General features: G+C 38.8%; 16 protein-coding genes. 8 read left to right on the top strand and 8 right to left on the bottom strand.

What is annotated here, in order from left to right:
* Positions 1 to 3: 3 nt before the first annotated feature.
* The 6 genes from AB6E51_RS15250 to tviB form a co-directional block, all read right to left on the bottom strand.
* Complete coding sequence (locus tag AB6E51_RS15250; protein ID WP_017063114.1) at positions 4 to 1,167, bottom strand: glycosyltransferase family 4 protein; 1,164 nt, start codon at positions 1,165 to 1,167, stop codon at positions 4 to 6.
* Positions 1,160 to 2,248 carry a glycosyltransferase family 4 protein gene (locus AB6E51_RS15245; RefSeq protein WP_017063113.1) on the bottom strand — a complete coding sequence of 363 codons (1,089 nt, stop codon included), beginning with the start codon at positions 2,246 to 2,248 and terminating at the stop codon, positions 1,160 to 1,162. The genes AB6E51_RS15250 and AB6E51_RS15245 overlap by 8 nt, the downstream gene beginning before the upstream one ends.
* Positions 2,223 to 3,428: a hypothetical protein gene (locus AB6E51_RS15240; RefSeq protein ID WP_017063112.1), complete on the bottom strand. Its 1,206-nt coding sequence runs from the start codon at positions 3,426 to 3,428 to the stop codon at positions 2,223 to 2,225. The genes AB6E51_RS15245 and AB6E51_RS15240 overlap by 26 nt, the downstream gene beginning before the upstream one ends.
* Positions 3,403 to 4,686 (bottom strand): O-antigen polymerase, encoded by a 1,284-nt coding sequence (locus AB6E51_RS15235; protein WP_017063111.1) that lies wholly within the window; start codon positions 4,684 to 4,686, stop codon positions 3,403 to 3,405. Before AB6E51_RS15235 ends, AB6E51_RS15240 begins: the two co-directional genes overlap by 26 nt.
* A 419-nt stretch (positions 4,687 to 5,105) precedes the next feature.
* Positions 5,106 to 6,146: an NAD-dependent epimerase/dehydratase family protein gene (locus AB6E51_RS15230; protein WP_017063110.1), complete on the bottom strand. Its 1,041-nt coding sequence runs from the start codon at positions 6,144 to 6,146 to the stop codon at positions 5,106 to 5,108.
* A 106-nt stretch (positions 6,147 to 6,252) separates the two neighbouring features.
* Positions 6,253 to 7,533, bottom strand: coding sequence for a Vi polysaccharide biosynthesis UDP-N-acetylglucosamine C-6 dehydrogenase TviB (gene tviB, locus AB6E51_RS15225; protein WP_017063109.1), 1,281 nt, complete (start codon positions 7,531 to 7,533; stop codon positions 6,253 to 6,255).
* Positions 7,534 to 8,036: 503 nt separating this feature from the next.
* On the opposite strand from tviB, the gene AB6E51_RS15220 reads away from it, so the two are divergent.
* The 5 genes from AB6E51_RS15220 (at position 8,037) to AB6E51_RS15200 (ending at position 12,402) form a co-directional block, all read left to right on the top strand.
* Complete coding sequence (locus AB6E51_RS15220; protein ID WP_017063108.1) at positions 8,037 to 8,471, top strand: rhodanese-like domain-containing protein; 435 nt, start codon at positions 8,037 to 8,039, stop codon at positions 8,469 to 8,471.
* Between the two features lie 122 nt (positions 8,472 to 8,593).
* Positions 8,594 to 9,061: a protein-export chaperone SecB gene (gene secB / locus AB6E51_RS15215; RefSeq protein ID WP_009847959.1), complete on the top strand. Its 468-nt coding sequence runs from the start codon at positions 8,594 to 8,596 to the stop codon at positions 9,059 to 9,061.
* A 175-nt stretch (positions 9,062 to 9,236) separates the two neighbouring features.
* On the top strand, positions 9,237 to 10,319 hold the full coding sequence (gene gpsA, locus AB6E51_RS15210) for an NAD(P)H-dependent glycerol-3-phosphate dehydrogenase (RefSeq protein ID WP_372058104.1): 1,083 nt from the start codon (positions 9,237 to 9,239) through the stop codon (positions 10,317 to 10,319).
* Between the two features lie 47 nt (positions 10,320 to 10,366).
* Entirely contained in the window at positions 10,367 to 11,188 is an 822-nt protein-coding gene (gene cysE, locus AB6E51_RS15205; protein ID WP_009847961.1) for a serine O-acetyltransferase, read from the top strand.
* 62 nt (positions 11,189 to 11,250) lie between these two features.
* Positions 11,251 to 12,402, top strand: coding sequence for a murein hydrolase activator EnvC (locus AB6E51_RS15200; protein WP_371713993.1), 1,152 nt, complete (start codon positions 11,251 to 11,253; stop codon positions 12,400 to 12,402).
* Positions 12,403 to 12,709: 307 nt separating this feature from the next.
* On the opposite strand, the gene AB6E51_RS15195 is transcribed toward AB6E51_RS15200, so the two are convergent.
* Both AB6E51_RS15195 and AB6E51_RS15190 read right to left on the bottom strand, forming a co-directional pair.
* The gene (locus tag AB6E51_RS15195; RefSeq protein WP_372058103.1) at positions 12,710 to 13,348 is read right to left on the bottom strand and encodes a TetR/AcrR family transcriptional regulator; all 639 of its coding nucleotides are present in this window, start codon (positions 13,346 to 13,348) and stop codon (positions 12,710 to 12,712) included.
* A 108-nt stretch (positions 13,349 to 13,456) separates the two neighbouring features.
* On the bottom strand, positions 13,457 to 14,620 hold the full coding sequence (locus AB6E51_RS15190) for a nucleotide sugar dehydrogenase (RefSeq protein ID WP_372058102.1): 1,164 nt from the start codon (positions 14,618 to 14,620) through the stop codon (positions 13,457 to 13,459).
* 151 nt (positions 14,621 to 14,771) lie between these two features.
* On the opposite strand from AB6E51_RS15190, the gene rfaD reads away from it, so the two are divergent.
* The 3 genes from rfaD to AB6E51_RS15175 all read left to right on the top strand — a co-directional run bounded on the left by rfaD (position 14,772) and on the right by AB6E51_RS15175 (position 17,664).
* The gene (rfaD, locus tag AB6E51_RS15185; protein ID WP_372058101.1) at positions 14,772 to 15,713 is read left to right on the top strand and encodes an ADP-glyceromanno-heptose 6-epimerase; all 942 of its coding nucleotides are present in this window, start codon (positions 14,772 to 14,774) and stop codon (positions 15,711 to 15,713) included.
* A gap of 134 nt (positions 15,714 to 15,847) precedes the next feature.
* Positions 15,848 to 16,804 (top strand): lauroyl-Kdo(2)-lipid IV(A) myristoyltransferase, encoded by a 957-nt coding sequence (gene lpxM, locus AB6E51_RS15180; protein ID WP_372058100.1) that lies wholly within the window; start codon positions 15,848 to 15,850, stop codon positions 16,802 to 16,804.
* Positions 16,805 to 16,917: 113 nt separating this feature from the next.
* Complete coding sequence (locus AB6E51_RS15175) at positions 16,918 to 17,664, top strand: glycosyltransferase family 25 protein (RefSeq protein WP_017063100.1); 747 nt, start codon at positions 16,918 to 16,920, stop codon at positions 17,662 to 17,664.
* Positions 17,665 to 17,668 lie beyond the last annotated feature (4 nt).

Raw genomic sequence — 17,668 nt, 5'->3', positions numbered from 1 at the left:
CAATTACTCACAGTCAAAATAGCAACCCAATGTTTGCTTTACAATATGTTTAGAATGATACTTTCTATCAAAAATAAGCTTCGAACGCCCTTTATTTCTATCAATCAAAGCGCTGTCTATATTAATAATAGCTGAGGCTAATGAAATAGACGATTTAGGCTTAATAAGATCGCCATTCCAACGGTCAACAACAGTTTCATTACAACCAGGAGCATCTGTAGTCACGATATATTTGTCGTAATATAGAGCCTCGATTATCGCGCGGGGAGTCCCTTCTCTATAAGAAGGGAGTACCACTACATCACTCAATTGGATATATTGAAAGATATTAGGTTTGTGTTCAAAAAAAATCGCATTTCTTAATTTCGTGTTGGAAATTTTTGTTTTTGTCATACCTGATGCTTCATCTAATGATGGAGAACCTATATGTAGAAAAACGAAATCATCTCTTACCAGATTGATGCGCTCAATGGCCTCTATATACTCGTTGATACCTTTTTCAAACAATGCTCTGCTAGGATATAAAACGAGTAACTCATGTCCCAAAAATCCATGCTGCTTTAAAAATTCCACCTTATTTATAGGTTTAACCTTATTGCTTGGAATCATGCTTGGATCAAATCCTGAACCATTAGTTACTAAAACCTTATCTGACTTCAGTAGTCCCTTAGATAGAAAGTAGTTTGCATCATCATGGTTCTGAAAGAATATATTATTAGATCTCCTACCCAAAATACGATAAATCCAATTAACTAATAATCGGCCAAACCAATAGCTAACTTTATCATAGGAATAGAGGAGTCCCATCCCCGTTACTGATAGGTATAATCTATTTTTATTATTAGAGAGTATACTAGCAAGCCCACCAACAACATTAGCTTTATGTGTAAAACAATGAATAATATCTGGTTTAACTTCTAATATTTTATTTAATATAAAAACAAACAATTTTATAATTGATACTAACCCAATAGACCTTCCAGAAAAGTCTGCAGTATGCGTTACAACACCCATACGTTTCAAGTCACCAATAAAGCTTCCTTCCGGACTAGATGCAGTAGAAATACTATGCACTTCATGTCCTTGCTCAATTAAGGCCTTGATAATTGGATAACGAAATTTGTATAAAGCGCCATCAGAGTTGCAGATTAATAGACATTTAGCCATTAAAATCACCTTCAATAAAATCTAAGTATTTATCGCATTGTGACTCAAGGGTATACCCTTCCCTTACCACACGATTACCTTCAAGTCCTATTTTCAATCTGAGTTTTTCATCATTGATAAGTTTAAAAAGCATTTCATACCATTCATCATCATCGTGAGCGTATAACCCCGACTCACCATTCTTAACTAAAACACTATTCTCGCCCACAGGACTGCAAACCACGGGTTTAGACATTGCCATATATTGAATCAATTTAAAAGCACACTTGCCTTTTTCAAATCGAGAATCATTCAAAGGCATAATACCTATATCAATATAACTTAGTTCCAATATTTCATGCTCTTCCGACCATTGAATTACTTTATTTCTAAAACGCAAATTTTCACAAAACTCTTTATCTGCACCAATCAAGTGAACTTCGACGTCTAAATTCTCCTGCAAGCGACTAATCGCGCTCTCCACACTTAGCAGATATTGGGATGAAGTTGGGGAACCAATCCAACCAATAACAATTTTATTGTCACTTCTGGAGCGTTTACATTTTTCCTTATTATACCTTTGGTAGTCAATCACAGTTGGTATTTTTACCACTCTTCGAGCTCCCACTGACTTAGCAAATCTTAGTATATATTCACTTCCAGCATTAACTCCGCTTGCCCATTGGATAATTCGACGATGCTTGTTATACAGAAAAGAAAAGAAGTAACTCTCTTTAAACTTATCATAATTATGCCAAACAGCATCGTCATAATCTAAAATATAATTACGCCCAGTCACTTTGAACATCCATTCAAAGATCGGAGGAAAGTACGGAACCACCTCCTTTTCAATTATTAAAATAGATTTATTGTCCAATAACAAATATAAAGAAACCGCCAGTCTTTTTAATATTGCCCATATTGCGAGAAAGTAATACAGCTTATTACCTGAATATTTAAGAATCAAATAATCATCACAAAAAAGGGGGGCGTGAACAACCTTATATCCTTTCCCAATAAGAAAAGGAAAATATTGTAGACTGCGATATCTACTGCTAGCACCTAAACTTTGATGCTTAGTTAGATAAAATATCTTTTTCATTGTTAATTTTCTCTCGAATATGATAGAAACAATACATGATAGAAACAAGTTCCATAATAACACTTGCAATTAAGATCGAGTATTCATTAAAAATCCCGGCCAATGTTATTATTAAAATGAAATTAACACATAATGATATAATGCTAATTTTAAAAACATGGGAAACAAGGTTAAACTTAAATAGCAAGAAAGACTGAATTGAAGTGAACATTGAAAGTGTAGCTGATATAAAAAAGAACATAAAGAATATTGGCTTCATATCATACAAATAATAAGCAAGCATGCAAACAAATACAACAGATAAATAAACAAATCGAGAACTATAAAACAAATATTCTTTCATCACACGAAAGAATGATACAGCATTATTGATTGATGATTTAGCTATCTTATCAACATAGTAACTGCTTGAAATATACGTTGTGACAAAAATAAAAATAGAAACCATCAACATATAGTTACCTATTATCACTATATCTTTCTCTAAGAGTAGTATTGGCATCAATAGTGCGTAAACTCTTCCTCCCAATATTGATAGACAATTTTGCATGTAGAAATATTTACCGTCGAGTATATTTAGATCACACGAAAAACCATGTGAAGCATTGTCTTTACGGGAGACATTAACTCGCCAACTTGAATAATAAACAACGCATTCAATAAGCCTATATGCAAGAACTAAATATAGAACCCAACTATAATAAGGAAAAAATATTAGTATAGGAAAAATAGAAAACAAAAAAACAGGGAAAGAAAGTATATAACTATACTCTTTATTAACAAAGTAAAATGAACTATATGAAACATTAATCGAAGAAAGCAAACAAATAAATTGCATCGATAATATTATATTTACTTCCATATCAAAGAAAAAATATAATATAGCTGAAATGAGCGTAGAAAAAGGAATGGCCACCAAAATTTTATAGTATAAAATTTTGGTTACCCCCCCAGTAAAGCTATCACTTTTAGAAGATAGCTTCGATAACATGTACTTTAGTGGGAATATATCGACTAGAGTCAAAAATATTACACAAATAGGAATTAAAATAACAACCTTTGAGTAATTATATTCATCCATCACAATACTAGAGATAAACATCAAGCCTATGTATAGGCCTGAGTTAGCAGCTCGAAAAGAGAATCTTCCTACGCTATTCCATATTGATTTGTTTAACATAGAGCAAAGCAACCCTCTTAAATAATGCGCATACTAACAGCAAAAAAGATAAGTAAAGGATAGTGTCATTAAACTTATAAGCAACTAATGACAAAACACAAACAGGTAAAAATGATGCATACAAAAAGGTTATTGTGAAGTTTCTCTTTATTTTAGAAAAATAGTCTACAGCTGACAATACAAAACCTAAAACAATAGATGATAGAAAAGCACCCCATAGAGATAACTCATTTATAATAGCAAGATGCATAGTATAGACATTTGTAACAACCCCTCCTACCTCGATAAAATCTAGCACAGAGGAATTAACTGAAATATATTCAAAGCCTAAGACCTTATTAACAATTAAATAAAACTTATTCAGTATTGTAGGTAGATAAGGTTCAAATATTACATTGTTGTATGTAAATAATTTTCCGTCTAAAGCATAAAGTGCGCCTATTGCATAGTCGTAGGGATAAAGAAGAACATTTGTAGTCAAACTAGATAGATCATTCAGACTATTCAAACTTCCCACATCATTGTCTATAGCTTTCCCGGTAAAAACAGAAAATAAGATAATGAACAAGTAAAATAATACAACTGCGATAATACTAAAATAAATCAATCTTATATCATTAGTGTTTGTCCGTCGATACTTCACACCGAACATCATTATTATACATGTGATGAAGTTAATTTTAGCCCCAGTAAAAAGCAGGCTAAGCAATACCAAAGCAATTCCAATGTATTCGACCTTATACAATTTGGTAAAACACGACTTATAGACAGCAAGGCAACAACTTAAAGAACCAAATATATAATAATAAATCAGAACTCCCGTATCGTTATTAATTTTATTAATATTTGATCTTGCTTGACCACTAAACAGAAAGTTTAAAAGACCAATTTCTTTTTCAATAGTTACTATAAAAACTAAAAAAAGAGAAAACCATATTAGCCAGGATAACTTTGTTAGTGATGCTATATTTTTTAAATTTTCAAAATCATTGTTCTCATGATAATCTAGACTAGAGTCACCTTCAAAAGATAAGTAAGAAATAACATACGATAAATTAAAAGCTAACAAATAACATAGCAAATATAGCCGAATCTCAACACTAAGCTCTCCAAAGGAAGATAGATCGAGTTGAGCTAGAAAAATTGCAAACAGCCAAGTCATATTGAAAACAAGATAAAGACTAAGCCCCCCATTATCTAACCTAGCTTTTAAAGCAATGACCGTAAAAATCATTAAGAACAAAAATATTATAAACATAAAATAATCAGAGTAACATCATTAAAAACTATATGGTCGCTAAGCTTTTATAATATTTAATTTCAATATAGAAATGAACATATCTCTATCAAAGATCACATAAACCACTTAATCAGAATTCCGACAAGCTATCTTAAACTAATATAAATTATAGAGGTTCATAACTCTGATTGACTCCAATATCAAACTACTCCAGCTAAAAAACTCTATTCGAGAAAGTGAAGAGTTACACAGAGTCTTGCTAGCAAGATAATATCCATTAATAAATAACCTAACCTTATTATGGGTTAAAATATCACCTGCTACTCTAGAAAATATCGACAACTCTTCAAGTGAAAATTTCAATTAGCTTTTCTATGAAAAATATTCACTTATTCTTTATACTGGTAGCTTATACTTCAAAGAAAATATCCATCGCACTATTTAGAATCATATTTCTTCACATACCAGGATACGGCATGCTTAATGGCTTTGTCTATTCTATGGGTTGGCTCATAACCTAATTTCAATTTAGCTTTTTGTATACTAGCTTGGGAGTGTCTAACATCACCCACACGGAAGTCTCTATAGGATGGTAATGTAGACAAATTGAAGTTCAATTCATTTAGTGAATTCTGTATCGAGCTATAAAGCTCATTTAAACTAGTCCTATCGCCAAGAGCAACATTGTATACTTCATCTTTAGCTTCATCAGGAGCTAAAGCAGCTAGAATGTTCATCTGTATTGTATTATCAATAAAGCAAAAATCTCTACTCGTTTCACCATCACCATTAATAAACACTTCTTCTTTCTTAATCATTGATGCTGTCCACTTTGGTATAACAGCCGCATAAGCACCATTGGGATCCTGTCTAGGCCCAAACACATTGAAATAACGTAGGCCAATAGTTTTAAAGCCGTAAGTACGTGCATAGACTCCAGCATAAAGCTCATTTACATATTTAGTAACAGCGTAAGGCGATAGTGGACTGCCAATATTTTCTTCTACTTTTGGTAACGCTGGATGGTCACCATAGGTTGAGCTGCTCGCAGCGTAGGTAAAACTACTCACTTGAGCTTCTTTTGCTGCCGTCAACATATTTACGAAACCAGTAATGTTTGCAGCATTGGTTGTGACAGGATCTGCAATTGACCTTGGCACACTGCCCAGAGCTGCTTGATGGAGCACATAGTCGACCGCAACTTCACCTAGACCAATAGCTTTCTCACAATCGGCGTAATTTCGAATATCACCTTCAATAAAAGAAAAACGCTTCCATTGCTCCTCAGTTACAAGCGAACGCACTTCATCCAAATTGTGCTGATGCCCTGTAGCAAAGTTATCTAGTCCAACCACTTTTTGATTTAATTTCAAGAGCGTCTCGAGTAGGTTGGAACCGATAAAACCTGCTACTCCTGTAATTAACCACTTTTGGGGAGATTCCGTTAATTGCTTTTTTATTTGATCATATTGAGTCATATCGGCCACTTGTTTAAGCTTAATGATTAAGGGGAAATAAAAGTACTATTTTGAGATAACGTGCTAATTTTCGCAGCACGTTATTTTAGGTTTGAGAGCATTAGCATTAGAGACGCATGTCTACATCGCTTTTTTCTAAGACATATTTTAAGTCATACAAGACATGTGTTTCTTTACCGAACTCTCTAATTTTTTCTGCACCTAACTGCTTGAATTCATCATGTGATACCGCTAAAACAATACCATCATAATGATTCAACTGTGCTTCTTTGATGACCGATAAACCATACTCGTGCTGTGCTTCCTCGTTTGAACACCAAGGGTCAAGAACATCAACGTTAATGTTGTATTCTTTAAGTTCAGAAACAATATCGATCACTTTAGTATTCCTAAGATCTGGGCAGTTTTCTTTAAACGTTAAGCCCATAACAAGTACATTAGCGCCTTCAACATGAATACGCTTTTTAAGCATACTTTTAACCAACGTAGAAACTACATACCCCCCCATACCATCATTCAAACGACGACCGGCTAGAATCATCTCCGGGTGATACCCTACTGTTTGAGCTTTATGTGTTAAGTAGTATGGGTCCACACCAATACAGTGACCGCCAACAAGACCAGGACGAAATGGCAAGAAGTTCCATTTAGTACCTGCCGCTTCTAATACTTCAAGAGTATCAATATTCAACTTATTAAATATAATTGAAAGCTCATTGATTAATGCAATATTCACATCTCGCTGAGTATTTTCAATGACTTTTGCCGCTTCTGCTACCTTAATGCTTGATGCTTTGTGTGTACCTGCGGTTATTATCGTTTTATACAATTGGTCTACAAATTCAGCCACTTCATCAGTAGAACCACTAGTCACTTTCAAAATATTAGTTACACGGTGCTCTTTATCGCCAGGGTTTATACGCTCAGGTGAGTATCCAGCAAAAAAATCTTTATTAAATGTTAAACTCGCTACATTCTCAACAACAGGAATACATACCTCTTCAGTCGCGCCAGGGTAAACTGTTGACTCATAGATGATAACATCACCTTTAGAAATAACAGAACCTAGTGCTTCCGACGCTTTAATCAACGGTGTCAAGTCCGGTTGTTTATACTCATCAATAGGGGTAGGAACGGTAACAATATAAACGTTACACTCTTTTAGCTCTTCAAGCGAAGCTGTATAAGTAAGATGAATAGCTTCTGCTAACTCATCACTCCCACATTCTAAGGTACTATCAATACCTTTAGCTAATTCATCAATACGACTTTGGTTAATATCAAAACCGATGGTTGCTTGCTTTTTACCGAATTCAACGGCTAGAGGTAGCCCAACATAACCTAATCCAATAATACCAATGTTCGCTTTCTCTAACGAAAAGTTCATATAATTTCACCTGATAGATATAAAAAATTTATCCACCTCAGTCATTCCTTCCCTACTAACTCTGCGAACTCACTTGTTAACACCTTGTTGCATAGACTTACATTTGGGAACGCTACCGCCCTTAGGTTTAGCTCCCAAAGGCGGTCAGTAGATAAAGGCTTACCGAGGTAAGCACAGTCATTTTAAATAGGCAGGATTGTAGCAAATAGCATGTGCATACTCTACGTTTATATTGATATCCCTTACTAAACGTCGCCATTGCAGATGACCTAAAAGAACATTTTATATACCGCAAAATTTTGTATCTTAAAAAATACGAGATTCGAAACAAAAAAACAGCATAACGAGACACAAGCAGACACCCAGAATATCAACGACTAACATTAGCAGGTTCACCTCAATAGTATTTGCCCAACAACATGCTCCCTCTGTATTCTCCCATCCTTTATCGCTATACTCCTGATCTATAGTTTTTCGCCCAATAACGAATAAGAGTTCAAGATATGCAAGAGTTAGTTCCATTTGTTCAAGAGAATATGATTTTAGCCATCGTATGGATCGGCTTGGTTGTTGCCATCATTGCGAACGTTATCAAAACATCAAACGCAGCCTACAAAGAGATCACGGCAGCGCAAACTACACAACTGATCAACCGTGAAAACGGCGTTGTGGTTGATATTCGTACTAAAGATGAGTTCAAAAAGGGCCATATTACGGACGCAGTTCACATTTTGCCGTCAGACATCAAAGCAAATAGCTTTGGTAGCCTTGAAAGCCACAAAGCAGACCCAATCATCGTAGTATGCAAGACAGGTCAAACCGCTCAAGAAAGCGCGAACTTGCTGGTTAAAGCAGGTTTCGAAAACGTAAGCGTACTGAAAAGCGGCTTAGTGGCTTGGAGCGAAGCTAACTTACCTTTGGTTAAAGGTAAGAAGTAGTTAAAGGTGAAAAACTTTTAAAGACAAGCAGTAAGCTGACCCGATTACACGAATATAACTTTAAGGTTTTGTTCGGCAGATATAACGAACAAAACCTAATTTAAATTTTTAAGGACAAGAAAATGGCTGAAGCAGCACAACAAGACGCACAACAAAACTTCGCAATCCAACGCATCTTCCTAAAAGATGTATCTTTCGAAGCGCCAAACTCTCCAGACATGTTTCAAAAAGAGTGGAACCCAGATGTAAAACTGGACCTAGACACTCAAAGCCGTGAACTTGGCGAAGGCGTTTACGAAGTTATCCTACGTCTAACTGTTACTGTTAAGAATGCAGAAGACACAGCATTCCTTTGTGAAGTTCAACAAGGCGGTATTTTCTCTGCAAGCGAAATGGAAGCTGGTCAACTGGCACATTGCCTAGGTGCATTCTGCCCGAACATCCTATTCCCATACGCTCGTGAAACGATTTCTAGCCTAGTGGTTAAAGGTACGTTCCCACAACTGAACCTAGCTCCAGTAAACTTTGATGCTTTGTTCATGAACTACCTACAAAACCAAGCTCAACAAGCTGAAGGCGAACAGGCTTAAGTCTCAAAGTAGAACTTAATCCTAACGTTTCAAACGCTAGTTAACTCTTAAATGCACATCGTAACTTCTGCGATGTGCATTTTTTCTTTACACTGTACTAAGATAGAAAGCCTTCTGATTATTAGGAAGCTTTTCCAGAATTCTTCGATTTCCCTCATTATTTTTAGGTGGAAGCATGACAGAAAAAACTCGCCCGACGAACACGACAGACGCTTACGGTAAAGACAGCGCTTACGGTAAAGACAGCGCTTACGGCAAAGAGATAGCCATGACAGTGATAGGCGCAGGTTCTTATGGGACCTCTTTAGCGATATCTCTAGCGCGTAACGGTGCCAATGTTGTTCTTTGGGGACATGATCCTGTTCATATGAATCGCCTTGAATCAGAGCGTGCGAACAATGAGTTTCTACCAAATATAGAATTCCCAGAAAGTCTGATCATTGAATCTGACTTAGAAAAAGCAGTGACTTCAAGCCGCGATCTTTTGCTTGTCGTCCCGAGCCACGTATTTGGCGTTGTGCTTAACAGCGTTAAACCTTACTTAGCCTCAGACTCTCGCATCTGTTGGGCGACCAAAGGCTTAGAGCCAGAAACCGGTCGTTTACTTAAAGATGTCGCACACGATGTGCTTGGTGATGGATACTCGTTAGCGGTCCTATCAGGGCCAACCTTCGCCAAAGAGTTAGCGATGGGCATGCCAACGGCTATCTCTGTCGCTTCACCAGATGAAGTATTCTTAGAAGAGCTGCAAGAGAAGATCCACTGCGGTAAAACATTCCGCGTATACGCAAACTCAGATTTCATCGGCATGCAACTTGGCGGCGCGGTGAAAAATGTTATCGCAATTGGCGCAGGCATGTCGGATGGCATTGGTTTTGGTGCCAATGCTCGTACTGCACTGATCACGCGTGGTTTAGCTGAAATGAGTCGCTTAGGCGCTGCACTGGGTGCACAACCCGAAACCTTTATGGGTATGGCAGGGCTGGGCGATCTAGTACTAACCTGTACTGATAACCAATCACGTAACCGTCGTTTTGGATTGGCTTTAGGTTCAGGTAAAGACGTCGATACTGCACAAGAAGAGATCGGCCAAGTGGTCGAAGGCTATCGCAACACTAAAGAAGTTTGGTTACTATCCGAACGTATGGGTGTTGAGATGCCAATTGTTGAACAAATCTATCAAGTGCTGTATCAAGGGAAAGATGCCCACTTAGCGGCACAAGATCTGCTTGCTCGAGACAAGAAGTCAGAGCGATAACATCGCTTATTAAGTCGTGGAATGAAATAGATAAAATGGATGGAAAAATGAAACACTGTGAACAGCAAAAGGTTTGGCAATGCATTGTGAAGGAAGCTCGACAGCAGTCAGAGCAAGAACCTATGCTTGCGAGTTTTTACCATGCCACCATTATCAACCACGAAAGCTTAGGCGCTGCGCTAAGTTACATCCTAGCAAACAAATTAAAGACGGCTTCAATGCCCGCAATGGCGGTGCGTGAGGTGGTTGAACAAGCATTTAAGCAAGATCAATCGATTATTGATGCGGCTGCTTGTGATATCTGCGCGACGGTAAATCGAGATCCTGCGGTCGAGATGTACTCGATGCCTTTGCTTTATCTGAAAGGCTACCACGCTTTGCAAGGTTACCGAGTGGCTAACTGGCTATGGAAGCAAGGGCGTATTGCGCTTGCCACTTACCTACAGAACCAAATTTCAGTTGCTTGCCAAGTGGATATTCACCCGGCGGCTCGTATCGGTAAAGCTATCATGCTTGATCACGCGACAGGCATTGTGATTGGTGAAACAGCCGTCGTTGAAAATGATGTATCGATTCTTCAAGACGTTACTTTAGGGGGTACGGGTAAAGAAGGTGGCGATCGTCACCCTAAGATCCGAGAAGGCGTGATGATTGGTGCAGGTGCTAAAATCCTCGGCAACATTGAAGTGGGTGAAGGCGCTAAGATTGGTTCTTGCTCTGTGGTTCTACAAGCCGTACCACCTCATACAACAGTCGCTGGGGTTCCTGCAAAAATTGTAGGCAAACCAAAAACCGATAAACCATCTTTAGATATGGACCAAGGGTTCAACGGTCGCTCGCAAAACTTCATCCATGGTGATGGGATTTAAGAGCAGATACGGGATTCGATTCAGCGGAATTCGAAAAATTAAGAGCAGATGAATACAACTAAATGACGATAATGATGAAACAAATTCGAGCCATTAGCCGGACTCTTCTAGTATCTGCTAGCCTTTGCGCTGCTCTTTTATCTACATCGTCATTTGCCGCCTCTCAGGGGGAACTGAAAGGCGTATCGAGTGAAATATCTCGCCAACAAAAAAACCTGTCCTCACAACAGAAAAAACTCGATAGCCTACAAGCAAGCCTCAAGAAACAAGAGCTATCCATCGCTTCACTTGAAAAAGCGATTCTAGACAGTAAAAAGCAGCTCAATACGGCTAATGCAAATATTGCTAACTTAGACACCAAGATTAAAGCGCTTACGGCTCAGAAAAAAGTCCATACCGATAAATTAGAGCAACTGATTCAGACATACTACATGACAAGTCGAGCTAAAGCTTCTTCTCACATCCTCAACACAGGTGTGGAAGAAGATCGCATCAGTCATTATTACCAGCACCTTGCCAAAGCTCGCTCCGCAACCATTAAAACGATTGAACAGACGCAACTTGAATTAGAAGAAAGCCACAAACAGCGTCAACTCGAGCAAGAACAAATCGCAACATTGTTAAAACAGCAAACCACTAAGCGTGACAAGTTGTCTCAGACTCAAACACAACGTAAGAAAACCGTTGGCAGTATTAAGAAGAATATTTCTGGCGACAAAAATTACTTGGCTGAACTTCAGCGAAATGAAACTCGCCTGAAAGCTGAAATAGCAAAAGCAGAAAAAGCGGCTCGAGAACGACGTAATGCAGTCCCGATGGATGGCCTAGCAAAACGTAAAGGTAAGCTACCTTGGCCGATCAAAGATAAAGTTCTACATAACTACGGTTCACGTCAAACGGGGCAAATTAACTGGAAAGGCATGGTGATCAACGCCAAGTACGGTCAGCAGGTTAAATCCGTTTACTCAGGTACGGTGGTATTTGCCGAGTATCTGCGAGGCTATGGTTTAGTGGTTCTTCTCGATCATGGTAAAGGTGATATGACGCTCTATGGCTTTAACCAAGCGCTTTTAAAGAAAGAAGGTGACAAGGTTAAAGCTGGCGAAGCTATTGCTCTAGCCGGTGACACTGGTGGCCAAACTCGCCCATCACTGTACTTTGAGATTCGTAGAAATAGCCAAGCTCAAAACCCGAAGAGTTGGTTGGTTAGGTAAAAGCAGATACTGGATTCGAGTAACCGAGATACGAAGAGCTTAAGACCGAATGCGAGACACACGTAATGCGGATATTAAGAGCAAACCAAGTCGTTCAAAATATCTACATTTACATTGACCAGATCCGTCACTCCAGAATTGAAGAACGACATAACTGGAATCTCGCTATAATATTTCTAGCCTCGAGGATAAAGAAAGATTCCCTATCACGCTCGTTCCTCGCTGTAGGGAATGACGTAGCTATACACATACCACGACTCTAATCTTCTCTTCCCTAATCTTTGAATCTCGCTGAACTCGTATCTTTCTACTTAGAGTTCAACGCTCTCACACCATCTTCCAATAATGTTAGCTGCTCAAAGCCTTGTGCAGTCGCAATCGGTTTAACTGTAGCAATCATCTGCAACATTCCTTTGTGAACTACTTGCTCAGTTATTTGCGCTTTTGGAGACATCGCAGACTGATAGGCTAACCAACCCGATGCGATCAAGTGAAGAGAAGTGACCATCGACTTCATTTCCGTATCTGTTGCTTTTAGCAAGTTCAACTCAACGAAGGCTCGCATGATATCGACAAGATTCGTTTGCAGCTTTTCTTGTACGGCCATGTAATCAAGGTGGAGTTTTTCATCACGTGACAATATTTCAGGCAGATTCGCATAGAAGAATCGGTACTTCCACATCAGTGTGAAGATAGAATCTAAGTAAGTCTTTAGTAACGTCAGGCTTTCTTGTTGGCCTTGAATCGGTGTGAACCTTTCAAGTAACTCTGTCGAATAGAGAGTAAAGATGTCACGGACAATTTCTTGCTTGTTGCGGAAATGGTAGTAGAGGTTACCAGGGCTAATCTCGATATGCTCAGCAATATGATTGGTCGTAATACTACGCTCACCGTGCTCATTAAAAAGCTCTAGAGCAGCGTAAACAATCTTGTCACGTGTTTTCATTAGTTATTAGTATCCCTATCCGTTTAGAGGTTCAGTATATCGCCACTAAACGGATAGATCGAGCTGTTAACATCTGGTCTAATTAGCATTAGCTAAAATAGAGCCGAATCAATCACTGCCAAACAGATCTCGTGTGTACACCTTATCTGCAACGTCTGCGATTTCTTCCACCATTCTGTTAGATACAATCACATCCGATACAGCTTTGAACTCTTCTAGGTCAGAATAAACCTTCGAGTTAAAGAAATGCTCTTCCTCTAACACAGGTTCGAATACGACCACTTCGATACCCTTAGCTTTCAAACGCTTCATTATCCCTTGAATCGACGATGCTCGAAAGTTGTCGGAGCCAGCCTTCATGATCAAACGATAAATACCGACAATTTTAGGCGAGCGCTTAATAATTGAATCCGCAATGAAGTCCTTACGAGTACGGTTAGCATCGACAATGGCACCCACAATATTGTTAGGTACATCTTGATAGTTTGCTAATAGTTGCTTGGTGTCTTTTGGTAAGCAGTAACCACCGTAACCAAATGAAGGGTTGTTGTAATGATTGCCGATACGAGGGTCTAAGCCAACACCTTCTATGATCTGACGAGAATCCAAGCCATGCGCTTCCGCGTAAGAATCGAGCTCATTGAAATAAGAAACACGCATCGCTAAGTAGGTATTTGAGAACAGTTTTACTGCTTCGGCTTCCGTTGAGTTAGTAAACAAAACATCGATACTCTCTTTTTCTGCGCCTTCAACCAGCAGATTCGCAAACACTTTAGCGCGTTCAGAGCACTCACCAACGATAATACGTGATGGGTGTAGGTTATCGTACAGGGCTTTGCCTTCTCGTAAAAATTCAGGTGAGAACATAACGTTTTCACAGTTCAGTTCTTGCTTAACACGCTCAGTATAACCAACAGGGACCGTTGATTTGATAACCATGACAGCATTTGGATTGATATCCATGACGTCTTTAATGACCGATTCTACAGAGCTGGTATCAAAGTAATTATTTTTTGGATCATAATCGGTTGGTGTAGCAATGATGACAAACTCAGCATCTTTGTAAGCCGCTTTATCTGTTGTCGCCCTGAAATTCAGCGCCTTATTTGATAGAAAGTGCTCAATCTCATTATCTACAATCGGTGACTGCTTATTATTCAGCATTGTCACTTTTTCATCGATGATATCTACCGCGACTACTTCATGATGTTGTGCTAACAGCATTGCGTTTGATAGACCCACATACCCAGTACCGGCTACTGCAATCTTCATGATAATACCTATAGTTTTGAGTAATTAACTCAACATAATTTATAACTTAGCTTGCCGTATCATACTCTGGTTGGGGAATTATTCCACTAGCCCGCTTTATCCATTCCTTGCTATACTCGTGACAGTTTTGTATTCAAAAGAGTTAGAAATTATGATTATCGTAACTGGTGGTGCTGGCATGATTGGCAGCAATATTGTTAAGGCGCTTAATGAAGCGGGCCACAACGATATTCTAGTCGTCGACAACTTAAAAGATGGTAAGAAATTTAAGAACCTTGTAGACCTAGACATCACGGATTACATGGATCGTGATGACTTCCTAACTCAAGTCATGGCCGGTGATGATTTTGGTCATATTGAAGCTGTTTTCCATGAAGGAGCATGCTCTGCTACCACTGAGTGGGATGGCAAATACATGATGCTCAACAACTATGAATACTCAAAAGAGCTACTTCATTACTGTGTTGAACGTGAAATTCCTTTCTTGTATGCCTCTTCAGCTGCAACTTACGGTGAAACCGACACTTTCATTGAAGAACGAGAGTACGAAGGTGCATTGAATGTCTACGGCTATTCAAAACAACAATTTGATAACTACGTTCGCCGCTTAACCGCGGATGCAGCAGCACACAACGAAAAGCTTTCGCAAATCGTAGGGTTTCGTTACTTCAATGTTTATGGTCCACGCGAGCAACACAAAGGCAGCATGGCCTCTGTCGCTTTCCACCTAAACAACCAAATGAATGCCGGTGAAAACCCGAAATTGTTCGCAGGTAGCGAAACCTTTAAGCGTGATTTTGTGTATGTGGGTGATGTCGCGGCTGTAAACTTGTGGTTCTTAGAGAATGGGGTATCTGGCCTCTTTAATCTAGGTACTGGCAATGCTGAGTCGTTTGAAGAAGTCGCCAAGGCAGTTATCAAGCACCATGGTAAAGGCGAAATCGAAACGATTCCTTTCCCTGAGCATTTAAAAGGTGCTTACCAAGAATTCACTCAAGCAGACCTAACGAAGCTTCGCGGTACAGGTTGCGATATCGAGTTTAAAGCAGTAGCCGATGGCGTTGCTGAGTACATGAAGATCGTAAACGCTTAACGGTATATTTCAGATTAGGACCAATAATACACCCTACTTTTAGCGTGTATTATTGGGAATGTCTAACGAATATAATCATTCCCAGAGTGACCGATATTAAGTTAACTCTCTGATTTAAATAATGTAGTGAATGAATGACCACACAACGCAATGATTTTGATCCAAAAGCTTACAATCCTGAGTTTGAATGGGGTTTTCTAGCACCTAAATACTGGGGAACTTGGATTGCTGTTTTGTTATCGTCTTTAGTCTGCTTCTTACCTAATAGCATTCGTTTAGCATTAGCTAAGTTTATGGCTAAGCAAGCTGTAAAAATTAAGAATAAGGCTAACCGCCGGGCTCGAGTGAACCTTGAGATGTGTTTCCCTGAGCAATCAATCGAAGAGCGCGAAGAAACTCTCTATCAGTCATACGTTACTTCCATCTCATTTTTGATGGGATTTGCTTCACTGACACTCAAGAGTAAAACTTGGCTAGAGAATAACACTGCGATAAACGGCCTAAGCAACCTAACCGATATTATAGACAGTGGCGAGAATGTGATCTTGCTGGTGCCACACACATGGGCTATCGATATCCCAGCGGTATTATTAGCTTCACGCAATTTACCTGTATCTGCGATGGCGAAAGCACAAAAAAACAAACTCAGTGACTGGCTAATGCACCGACAGCGCGTGCAATACGGCGGTCGTGTTTATGATCGCAGCGGTGGTATCAAACCTTTCATCAAGTCGGTACGTGATGGGTACCTGGGTTACTACCTCCCTGATGAAGATCTTGGCCGTGAGCACAGTGTCTTCGTTGACTTTTTCGCGACTCAAAAAGCAACTATCTCAGGCCTTGGTCGCCTATCAAAACTAAGTAAAGCTAAAATTGTGCCCTTGTTTGCTCAATACGATAGCAGTACAGGCCAATACGCCTTGGACTTCAACCCTGCTCTACCTTTCCCAACAGGAAGCGAAGAAGAGGACGCACGTATGATGAACCAATGTATTGAAAATTACGTGAGCAAAAACCCAGAGCAATATATGTGGATCTTAAGACTGCTTAAGACTCGTCCGGAAAGTAATGACAACCCGTATCACAGATAAACATAAACCTGAGATATTATAGATGAGAAATCATACAACTAGAGCATTCACGCTCCACAAAGATCCTATCATTGTTATTATTACCCGATCGCTTAAGATGTAAGAGAATTACCATGACTAAAATTTTTGTCATAAACTTAGAATCTTCGACAGAGAGAAAAGAGAACATTAGTCGTCAACTAGATGAACTATCTCTTCCTTTTGAGTTTTTTTCTGCGATAGATGGCCGAATGTCTCCTCCTCATCCGCTACTGAAACTTTATAACGATGATTTAAGCCAAACATACAGAGCAAAGACATTGAGTGCAGGACAGCTAGGATGCTATGCAAGCCACTTTTTATTATGGGAAAAGTGTGTTGAACTCAATCAGTCAATAATCGTAATTGAAGATGATGCTCTTCTATATAAAGAAGAATTCCTCAACTTCATTCGAGATATTAGTGATATACCAGAAAATGTAGAGTGTGTGAGATTATTCAAAAATAAACGCCGTAAATATGATTCTTACGAAGTGTTCGAAGCTAATTCCACTAGTATTCATAAGTTCACTAAAGGGCATATGAGTGCAACAGCCTATTTCTTGAGGCCTTCAGGGGCGAATAAATTCCTTGAACATTCAAAAGAGTGGTATATGGCCGTAGATATTTATATGGACCGATTCTGGCAAAACGATGTTGAATGCTATGGAACTGCTGTTCCTTGTTTAACAAACGACCCTAAGTTTGATTCTGATATCGGGTATGAAAAACGCACTAGCACTAGAAGCTTATTCAAGAAATGTAAGCGTGAGTGGTTCAATTTAAACGAAACAATTCAACGTAATTTACATAATATAAAATTCAAATACTCGAAGCGGTAACTCA

This window comes from Vibrio sp. 10N.247.311.47 (assembly GCF_041467535.1).
GTDB lineage: Bacteria > Pseudomonadota > Gammaproteobacteria > Enterobacterales > Vibrionaceae > Vibrio > Vibrio crassostreae_C.
Note: the sequence above shows the minus strand (reverse complement) of the source record. Positions and strands in the feature narration are given on the sequence as shown.

Coding starts and splice junctions, on each gene's coding strand:
- AB6E51_RS15240 (WP_017063112.1), bottom strand. CDS start 3,428: ATGTTAAACAAATCAATATGGAATAGCGTAGGAAGATTCTCTTTTCGA.
- tviB (WP_017063109.1), bottom strand. CDS start 7,533: ATGAACTTTTCGTTAGAGAAAGCGAACATTGGTATTATTGGATTAGGT.
- lpxM (WP_372058100.1), top strand. CDS start 15,848: ATGACCACACAACGCAATGATTTTGATCCAAAAGCTTACAATCCTGAG.
- gpsA (WP_372058104.1), top strand. CDS start 9,237: ATGACAGAAAAAACTCGCCCGACGAACACGACAGACGCTTACGGTAAA.
- AB6E51_RS15235 (WP_017063111.1), bottom strand. CDS start 4,686: ATGTTTATAATATTTTTGTTCTTAATGATTTTTACGGTCATTGCTTTA.
- AB6E51_RS15200 (WP_371713993.1), top strand. CDS start 11,251: ATGACGATAATGATGAAACAAATTCGAGCCATTAGCCGGACTCTTCTA.
- AB6E51_RS15250 (WP_017063114.1), bottom strand. CDS start 1,167: ATGGCTAAATGTCTATTAATCTGCAACTCTGATGGCGCTTTATACAAA.
- AB6E51_RS15220 (WP_017063108.1), top strand. CDS start 8,037: ATGCAAGAGTTAGTTCCATTTGTTCAAGAGAATATGATTTTAGCCATC.
- cysE (WP_009847961.1), top strand. CDS start 10,367: ATGAAACACTGTGAACAGCAAAAGGTTTGGCAATGCATTGTGAAGGAA.
- AB6E51_RS15190 (WP_372058102.1), bottom strand. CDS start 14,620: ATGAAGATTGCAGTAGCCGGTACTGGGTATGTGGGTCTATCAAACGCA.
- secB (WP_009847959.1), top strand. CDS start 8,594: ATGGCTGAAGCAGCACAACAAGACGCACAACAAAACTTCGCAATCCAA.
- rfaD (WP_372058101.1), top strand. CDS start 14,772: ATGATTATCGTAACTGGTGGTGCTGGCATGATTGGCAGCAATATTGTT.
- AB6E51_RS15195 (WP_372058103.1), bottom strand. CDS start 13,348: ATGAAAACACGTGACAAGATTGTTTACGCTGCTCTAGAGCTTTTTAAT.
- AB6E51_RS15245 (WP_017063113.1), bottom strand. CDS start 2,248: ATGAAAAAGATATTTTATCTAACTAAGCATCAAAGTTTAGGTGCTAGC.
- AB6E51_RS15175 (WP_017063100.1), top strand. CDS start 16,918: ATGACTAAAATTTTTGTCATAAACTTAGAATCTTCGACAGAGAGAAAA.
- AB6E51_RS15230 (WP_017063110.1), bottom strand. CDS start 6,146: ATGACTCAATATGATCAAATAAAAAAGCAATTAACGGAATCTCCCCAA.